We start from the raw sequence: 8,610 nt of genomic DNA, 5'->3' as shown, positions 1-8,610 counted from the left end.
CCACCGGCGAGCGCGCCGCGAGCAGTTGCAGCAGGCGCTCCGTGGCGCCCGCCGCTCGCTGCAACTCGCCCCATACCTCCGCGACCGCACCCACTGCGCCTGCTGTGAACACGGCATACAGGATGAACTGCGACAGTTGGCCAGCCGTCATTCGCCCGGCCAGCACCGACTGCGCGCCGAGCCACAGCACGAACACGATGGCTGCAAACACCAGCACGATCACCACGGCGGTCAACCAGGCACGCGCGCGAATCCGGGTCAGCGCGGTTTCAAAGGCCACTTCCACCGCAGAACCAAACCGGCGAGCCTCGTAAGGCTCCTGCGTAAATGACTGCACGGTCGGCATTGCATTGAGCACCTCACCGGCCAGTGCGCTGGCGTTCGCCACCTTGTCCTGGCTCGCGCGTGAAAGCCGGCGCACGCGACGCCCGAAGATCACAATGGGCGCGACCACCACGACCAGCGTGGCAATGATGTACGCCGACAGCACCGGGCTCGTGATCGCCAGCATCGTCACGCCACCCGTTAGCAGGAAGAAATTGCGCAACCCCAACGAGAGGCTGGTGCCCACTACCGCCTGGATCAACGTGGTGTCCGTAGTGAGCCGCGACAACACCTCGCCGGTTTGCGTGGTCTCGAAGAATTGCGGGCTCATGCCCAGAACGTGGTCGTAGACCGCGCGCCGCAAGTCGGCGGTGACACGCTCGCCCAACCAGGACACAAGGTAAAAGCGCAGCGCCGTGGCGCCAGCCAGCAGCAACGAAACGAAGAACAGCGCGAGGAAGTAACGGTCGATGTGGGCCCGCTCGCCGCTCGCGAAGCCACGATCGATCAGGTATCGGAACGCCACCGGCAACGCCAGCGTCGATCCCGCCGAAGTCACCAGCGCAAGGAAAGCGAGCGCCCAACGCCCGGCGTACGGCCGCATGAACGGCAACAGCGCGAACAGCGGCCCCAGACGGGATGAGGGCGACGAAGGCGAGACGGCATCGGGCATGAGGATTCCGGAGTGAGACCAAAGATGGATCGACGATCACCCCGATTGTGCCAGTCCTGAGGAAGTGCAGCAGTCAGGCGTCGTCGCGAAACAACCCGTTGAGCGTCGCCCCCGATGCCGCGTTCGTAAAGCCGTCGAAGCGCCCCTCGGCGAGGCGCTGCGCGGCGTGCATGAGTCCGCCCCACGCCGCCCGGGCGAGCCCGCCGCCCACGCTGATGCGCCGCACGCCGAGCCGGGCGATGTCCTGCACCGTGAGATCCGAGGTCGAGCCGATCAGCAGATTGACCGGCTTCGGCGCAACCGCGGCCACCACGGCCTCGATCTGTTCGCGAGTCTTGATGCCTGGCGCGTAGAGGCAATCGGCGCCAGCGGCTGCGTACGCCTTCAGACGCGTGGTGGCGTCATCCAGATCCGGTACGCCTGCGACGAAGTTCTCCGCGCGTCCGACCAGCAGCGTATCGCCGCCACGCTCGTCGATGGCTCGGCGTGCGGCCTTGATTCGCTCCACGGCGACATCGATGGCGAACAGCGGCGCGTTTGCGTCGCCGGTCGAATCTTCGACCGACAGTCCCGCGACGCCCGTATCAACCGCAAGCCCCACGCTCTGCGCCACGTCCTCGGCAGTCGAGCCGAAGCCGTTTTCGAAGTCCGCGTTGACGGGCAAATCGGTTGCGTCGACGAGCGAGCGCAAGTGAGCGAGGATCGCCTCGCGCGGCGAGCTGTTGTCTGCCTTGCCGACCGACCACGCGTACCCGGAACTGGTCGTCGCAAGCGCTTTGAAGCCGAGGCTCTGCAGATACCGCGCACTGCCGATATCCCACGGATTGGGCAGCACGAAGCAACCCGAGATGTGTAGTTCACGAAAGATCGCGCGTTTTTCGGCAGTGGAGCGAGGCATGGCGTGTCTCCTGACTGGAGGGAGCCGGGGCTCCCAATGGGGTTGTGCGAACTGGACCGTGCGTTAAGCGAAAGATAAGGCAACGAGCAGGGATCGACATTACGCCGGGCTTAACGGCGAGTCAAAGCGGCGAACCGCATGATTGCAGGTGATAACTTCGGGTTGGTCACGTATTCGTACAGCGTCGGGGGAACGCCCGGCTCGCGTCAAAACGCTAGCCGGGCGTTATTTCCGTCAAGCGCGCACGGCTTCAGCTCGCTGACGCGCCCGCCTCGTCGCGGATCGGTTGACGGGCCATGAACCAGTAGAAGAGCGCCGCACAGCCGGCGATCACGCCGCCGGAAATAAAGGCGAGCGCGTAAGAGCCAGTGCGATCCACGATAAGGCCCGCGACCACCGGCGAAAACGCTCCGCCAAAGTAGCCGCCAAAATTCTGGATCGCGCTGACCGACGCCACCATCGACGACGGCGCAATATCCGCCGCCAGCGCCCACGCCGAACCGACCACAGCGGCGATAAAGGCGAGACCGACGGTGAATAGAACAAGCGTCACGTTGAGCGAATGCGTGAACGGCAAGGCAATCGCACACACCGCCGCGCCTGCCGAGCAGCAGGCGATCAATAGGCGCTTAGCGTCAATTGGCGACGCGAAATCGCGATCGACCATCTTCTTCGCCAGATAGCCAATCGCGATTTCACCCACCGCGCCACCCGCCCACGGGATACCCGCATACACGCCCAGTTGTGCGAATGAGATGTGAAAACGGTCGAGCAGATACAGCGGCAAGAACACCAGAAAAATATTCCACAACCAGATGGTGCAGAAGTAGCCGAGGATCATCCCCCACACACTGCGACGGGCAAACAGCGAGCGCCACTTGATCGAGGCGCTCACCAGCGAGCGTTCATGACCGCCGCCGCCCGCTTCGATATACGCCAGTTCATCTTTGGACAAACGCTTGCTGTCGATCGGATTGCGATACAGCATCAAAAACAGCAACGCAAACGCGATCCCGAATGCGCCCGTTACATGGAACAGCGAGCGCCAGCCGAATGCGATCATCAGCGCGACGAGCATGGCGGGTGCGAGCGCCGGTCCCCATTTCGACGATGAATCCCACACGCCGGTGGCGAAACCGCGCTCCTTCGCGGGAAACCAGGCAGCGGTGATCTTCGCGGAGGTTGGCCAGCATGGCGCCTCACCCACGGCAAGCAGCGCACGCATCACCAGCAACGCGGAGATAGATCCAACCACGCCGGTAAGCCAGGTGGCCACGCTCCACCAGATCATGCCAAGCGCATAGGCGCGCTTGGCGCCGAAGCGGTCGATCACCCAGCCGGCCGGCAACTGCATGACCGCGTAGGTCCACGCGAACACACTCCCGAGCAGACCGATCTGCGTGCGCGTCAGTCCGAGTTCATGAATCATGCCGGGCGCGGCAATCGAGAGACTGGCCCGGTCCATGTAGTTGATAATTCCGCCCACCAGCAGCCAGATGAGCACATGCCAGCGGTAATTGAGCCGCATGGGCTGCGCCGCGGCAGACGATGCGGGAAGGATGGGTTTATTCAAAGCGCGTCTCCGTCCGTTGGGCTTTGGCGGCCCTTTATCGTTGTGGGTGGCGTTCTCTGACGAGACCCACGAAACGGCCAGTGTACGGACGGAAGCGTTCCGGCTCAAATGTCGAAACTGCATGGGGCGATAGCGATTGCGTTATCGACGGGGACCAGTTGCCTGGCAAGCCTTATTGATTTTGCAACTCCAGCGTGCTTTTCGAGTGGCGCTGCAAGCGCGCGCCTGATCAGACGAGCAAATCTTCGTAGAAGGACCCAAACGGCCGCGTCGGATGTGCCAGTTGGATTTCGAGGATCCAAAGGCCCGCATCCGGATGGGCGTCGAAATCGCCGAGCTTGCCCGCCTTGTAGATAGCGTGCGGGAAATCGCTGACGCGATGGCCCTTGATGTCCAGATTCAGGCGCCAGCCGAGCGCGGCGGCGCGTTGCTCCGCGTAGTCATACAGGGCTTTACCGCCTGCGCCGGTCGTGCGCCAATGGTGTTCCACCTCTTCGAACACGGTCTTTGCTGCGTCCGCACACGCTTTCATCTCGGCATCGTTGCCTACTACAAAGGTGGCGCCAGAATCGCCCTCGTGCCCGTCCCAGACCACACCAAGGTCGATAAAGAAGATATCGTCGTCGTTGAGTCGAGGATCGCCGTCAGAGCGCTCGTTGAACATCTTCAGCGTGTTTTCGCCGAACCGCACCAGAATGGGATGCCAGATGCGCTCCATGCCGAGTTCACCCAGCAGCCTCTTGCATTCCGCGGTGGCCTCGGACTCCAGCATGCCGGGCCGAACGATCTGGCCCAGGCGGTTGACCACTTCAAATGTCTTATCCCGTGCGAACTTCATTGAATCCAATACGTAGCGGCTGCCGACCGCCTGCTGCCTTGCTGCTTCCATCTAAACTCTCCCGTTATATCCCATAGAATACATTGATTGGCTCAACGCCTGCCTTCAGGAACCAAGGCGACCCCTATATTCACTTCCCGATCGTTTCGGAATACACTGAATTCCCCATCTCCTTCTGTCTAACGTCTGCCAGCATTCGGTAACAGTTGCTTTTGTCGTGCTCCGCGAGCCGAAGCAAGCCGAGTCGGTTCGTGTCCAAAACCATTTGAACGGGACGACTCATCATGGCTGATACGAGCTACATGGCACGGAAATCCGTCGCCGATATCGTGGGAAGCGCAGATGCAGAAGGCCACTCGCTATCGAAAACACTTGGTGCCACCAGCATCACAGCGATGGGAATTGGCGCCATCATCGGCGCCGGCATCTTTGTCTTGACGGGTACGGCTGCCGCGCAATTCGCCGGCCCCGCCATCATCCTGTCCTTTGTACTCGGCGGTATTGCCTGCGCGTTCGTCGGTCTGTGCTACTCCGAACTGGCGGCCATGCTGCCCGTATGCGGCAGCAGTTATACCTACACGTATGCCACATTGGGCGAGATCTTTGCGTGGATCATCGGCTGGGATCTGATTCTCGAATATGCGATGGGCGCCGCGACCGTCGCGGTCGGATGGTCTGGGTATATCGTGAGCTTGCTGCGTAACGTCGGCATTACGATCCCACCCGCTTTCGCCGCCGCGCCTGGCACCGTCGTCAAGGTTGCGGACGGCTCGACCGTGACCGGCATCATCAATCTGCCGGCCATTCTGATCATTGCCATTCTCACCACCATGCTCGTGCTCGGTACCAAGGAGTCTGCACGACTGAACAACATCATGGTGGCTGTCAAACTGGTCGTGGTGGTGGCCTTCATTGCGCTCGGCGTGTTCTTCATCAAGCCTGCGAACTGGCATCCGTTCATTCCGGCCAATACGGGTGAATTCGGCAACTTCGGCATGAGCGGGATTCTGCGCGGCTCGGCCGTGGTGTTCTTCGCGTTCATCGGTTTCGATGCGGTCTCGACTGCCGCACAGGAAGCGAAGAAGCCGCAGCGCGACATGCCGATCGGCATTCTCGGATCGCTGGTCATCTGTACCGTGCTGTACATCCTCGTCGCGGGCGTACTCACTGGACTTGTGCCCTACGCGGAACTGAACGTCCCGGATCCGATCGCCAAAGGCGTCGATGTCATAGGCGTCACCTGGTTCTCGGTCCTGATCAAGATCGGTGCGCTGACGGGACTGACTACCGTGATTCTCGTGCTGCTGTACGGACAGAGCCGCATCTTCTTCACAATGTCGCAAGACGGCTTGCTGCCGCCGCTGTTCGCACGGGTTCACCCGCGTCTGCAGACACCCCATCTGAGCCAGATCATGATCGGCACCATCGTCGCGATCGTCGCGGCCCTGACGCCCATCAGCGTGCTAGGCGAGATGGTCAGCATTGGCACGCTGTTCGCATTCATCCTCGTATGCGGCGCAGTGATCTACCTGCGACGCAGCGACTCCGGTGCCGCGCGCCCTTTCCGCGCGCCTGGTGTGCCGATCGTGCCGGTTCTCGGCATCCTGTTTTGCCTGCTGCTGATGGCCGGATTGCCCCTTGTCACGTGGATTCGGCTTTTCGTGTGGTTGATAATCGGCTTGATTATTTACTTTTCCTATGGCCGCAATCACTCGAGACTGCGGTTTCCCGAGCGCGCCAGCAAACGCTGAGCGCTCCCTGCAAGGTTGGCTGCCGCAATTGGCGGTGCGGATCCCGGGCAGGGCGGCAGAGGGAATTCTCGCGGTTGCCATTGGGCGTCTCGCTATACGCAAGGCGAGACTGCCCCAATTCGATCTTAGGATGATCGACTGACGATCTTTATCCGCTAATTATCAAATGCTCCGATCAAATCTAAGATGCCTTAACGGTTCAGGTTCAGTCCGAATCGAACCACTCTTGGCATTGATGGGGAGCATCGCAATGGACATCGCGTCGAACGGAATCAAGATTCACGTCAAGGACAACGGTAACGGCAACCCGGCACTCGTGTTTCTCCATTACTGGGGTGGGTCGTCGCGCACATGGGACGGCGTCACCGGCGAGCTTTCGGGCCAGTATCGAACCGTTGCCATCGATCATCGCGGCTGGGGCGACTCCGACGCGCCCGAGCACGGCTACGCCATTGTCGATCTGGCGAATGACGCAGAGGGTGTCATCGAAGCATTGAATCTGCGGCGCTATATTCTGGTCGGCCACTCAATGGGCGGAAAGGTCGCGCAATTACTCGCTTCGCGTCGCCCTGCCGGCTTGGCGGGCGTCGTGCTGGTCGCGCCGTCCCCGCCTTCGCCGACGGTCCTTCCCGACGAGCGACGCGCAGCGATGAGCCACGCCTACGATACGCGCGAGTCCATTGCGTGGGTGCTCGAAAACGTCCTCACGGCGAAACCACTTGACCCAGTCCTCCGCGAGCAGGCTATCAACGACAGCCTGCGTGGTGCGCCGTCAGCCAAAATAGCGTGGCCCAATGCCGCCATGCTTGAAGACATCGCGGCAGAGGTCGCCGCGATCAACGTACCTGTCATGGTGATTGCAGGCGAGCAAGACCAGGTGGATCGCGTCGAAACCTTGCAGACCGAACTGCTGCCTCGCATTGCAAATGCCCGGCTGCACGTTTTGCCGGGCACGGGACACCTGTCGCCGCTCGAAGCTCCGGCCGCGCTCGCGGCGCTCATTCAGCAGTTTGTTGTCGAACTGCCCGCATGAACGTTGCTGCAAATCGTCACCTGGCGCCGGTAGGCCGGCGCGTGCCGGCGCGCCGTGCGGACGATGCACGCGCTGCCGGTTGCGGCTGAATTCGATCCCACGGCGGCTCGTCGCCGAACACGGCCACCAGGTAGTCGAGGAAGTGGCGGACTTTGAGTGGCATGTGACGCGCGCTTGGGTAGACAGCCTGAATCGCCAATTCCGACGTGTGATATTCCGGCAGCAGGACGACCAGTTTCCCGAGCGCGATCTGTTCGCCAAACACGAATGTCGGACCATAGGCGACGCCGGCTCCGGCAAGCGCGGCCGCCAGCAGCATCTGTGTGTTGTTCGCAGCCATCCGGCAGGGGCCACCGATCACATACGCACGCTGCCTGGCATCGACGAGGGTCCAGTCACCCGCGGACACCGCCTCGCTAAACGTCAGACGCTGCGCCTGCTGCAGATCTTGCGGACGGCATGGCGTCCCGTTGCGCTCGAGATATTCAGGCGACGCGCAGATCACCATTCGGCACGGCGCCAGCCGGCGCGCAACGAGACCCGAATCGCGCAGACGGCCGATCCGCACGGCGATGTCCACGCCCGCTTCGAGCAGATCGACGTAACGGTCGCTCAATGAAACTTCAATGTTGACGTGCGGATGTGCCTCCAGATAACGCGCGACGACTTCGCCCAGATGCATCGCCCCAAAGGTGACGGGCGCGGCAATCCGCAACACGCCACGCGCGGTTCCTTGCGAATCGCTCGCCTCGCGGTTTGCTTCGTCGTAGGCTTCGAGAATCTGTTTGCATCGCGCGTAGTAGTCTTGACCAGCATCAGTCAGGCTAAGACGCCGCGTCGTGCGATGGAGCAATCTCGCATTCAGTTCCACCTCGATCGCGCTGACGTATTTGCCGGCCATCGCTGGCGATAAGCCGTAACGTCGCGCGGCGGCGGCGAAGCTGCCCCCATCCACTGCGGCAACAAATACACCTATGCCAGTCAAGCGGTCCATGCATACCTCGATTCGATAGCCAGATGATCGGATGGCTAAGTATGAACGACGATTGTCGACTGGAAGGGTTTTAAACGTGAACGCGTCAAGGCATCGGTCTTGCACCTTTTTAAAGGCGGGTTAATCTTGAACAATTCACGCGCGGGGGAGTAGGCAATGTCCAGCACGCGGCACAAACCGCTCTCGCTGCGACTCGAACACGATCTCACGCCGCATGACGCCGCTCGGCCATAACGGAGTTTCAATCTTGAGTCACTCACTTGCCCGCTCAAGCGATGGCATGGTCACCAGTCCGCACGCGCTCGCCAGCGCCGCCGGACGCGACGTGCTACGCGCGGGCGGCAACGCCATCGAGGCAGCGATCGCCATCGGCGCAGTGTTGTCCGTGACGTATCCGCATTTCACCGGCCTCGGCGGCGACGCCTTCTGGGTGATCGGCGATAACACGGGCGCGGTGCTCACACTCTCGGGTGCAGGCCAGGCCGCGGCCTCGCCGCCTCACTTCGAGGGCGCGATTCCGTTGCGC

Annotated in this window: 8 protein-coding genes; 3 read left to right on the top strand and 5 right to left on the bottom strand. The window is 61.8% G+C overall.

The genetic code is table 11. The features are described from left to right. The 4 genes from WCA85_RS14715 to WCA85_RS14700 all read right to left on the bottom strand — a co-directional run. On the bottom strand, nucleotides 1-997 hold a 997-nt coding region (locus WCA85_RS14715), incomplete at its 3' end, for an ABC transporter transmembrane domain-containing protein (protein ID WP_424065025.1). Nucleotides 998-1,070: 73 nt separating this feature from the next. Next, nucleotides 1,071-1,895, bottom strand: coding sequence for an isocitrate lyase/PEP mutase family protein (locus WCA85_RS14710; RefSeq protein WP_424065023.1), 825 nt, complete (start codon nucleotides 1,893-1,895; stop codon nucleotides 1,071-1,073). Between the two features lie 250 nt (nucleotides 1,896-2,145). Then, the gene (locus WCA85_RS14705) at nucleotides 2,146-3,423 is read right to left on the bottom strand and encodes an MFS transporter (protein WP_424065028.1); all 1,278 of its coding nucleotides are present in this window, start codon (nucleotides 3,421-3,423) and stop codon (nucleotides 2,146-2,148) included. 274 nt (nucleotides 3,424-3,697) lie between these two features. After that, nucleotides 3,698-4,357 (bottom strand): M24 family metallopeptidase, encoded by a 660-nt coding sequence (locus WCA85_RS14700; protein WP_424065021.1) that lies wholly within the window; start codon nucleotides 4,355-4,357, stop codon nucleotides 3,698-3,700. A gap of 233 nt (nucleotides 4,358-4,590) precedes the next feature. Here WCA85_RS14700 and WCA85_RS14695 point away from each other — a divergent pair, with 233 nt between their 5' ends. Next, nucleotides 4,591-6,057 carry an amino acid permease gene (locus WCA85_RS14695; RefSeq protein ID WP_424065019.1) on the top strand — a complete coding sequence of 489 codons (1,467 nt, stop codon included), beginning with the start codon at nucleotides 4,591-4,593 and terminating at the stop codon, nucleotides 6,055-6,057. Nucleotides 6,058-6,307: 250 nt separating this feature from the next. Continuing rightward, nucleotides 6,308-7,090 carry an alpha/beta fold hydrolase gene (locus WCA85_RS14690; protein ID WP_424065017.1) on the top strand — a complete coding sequence of 261 codons (783 nt, stop codon included), beginning with the start codon at nucleotides 6,308-6,310 and terminating at the stop codon, nucleotides 7,088-7,090. A gap of 16 nt (nucleotides 7,091-7,106) precedes the next feature. Here the strand turns inward: WCA85_RS14690 and WCA85_RS14685 are convergent, their stop codons facing one another. Continuing rightward, nucleotides 7,107-8,084: a LysR family transcriptional regulator gene (locus WCA85_RS14685; protein WP_424065015.1), complete on the bottom strand. Its 978-nt coding sequence runs from the start codon at nucleotides 8,082-8,084 to the stop codon at nucleotides 7,107-7,109. 280 nt (nucleotides 8,085-8,364) lie between these two features. Here WCA85_RS14685 and WCA85_RS14680 point away from each other — a divergent pair. Next, nucleotides 8,365-8,610 (top strand): gamma-glutamyltransferase (locus WCA85_RS14680; RefSeq protein ID WP_424065026.1); only part of this gene is annotated, 246 nt, incomplete at its 3' end.

Source organism: Paraburkholderia sp. (assembly GCF_049581445.1).
Taxonomy (GTDB): domain Bacteria; phylum Pseudomonadota; class Gammaproteobacteria; order Burkholderiales; family Burkholderiaceae; genus Paraburkholderia.
This window is presented reverse-complemented; position numbering and strand designations above follow the sequence as displayed.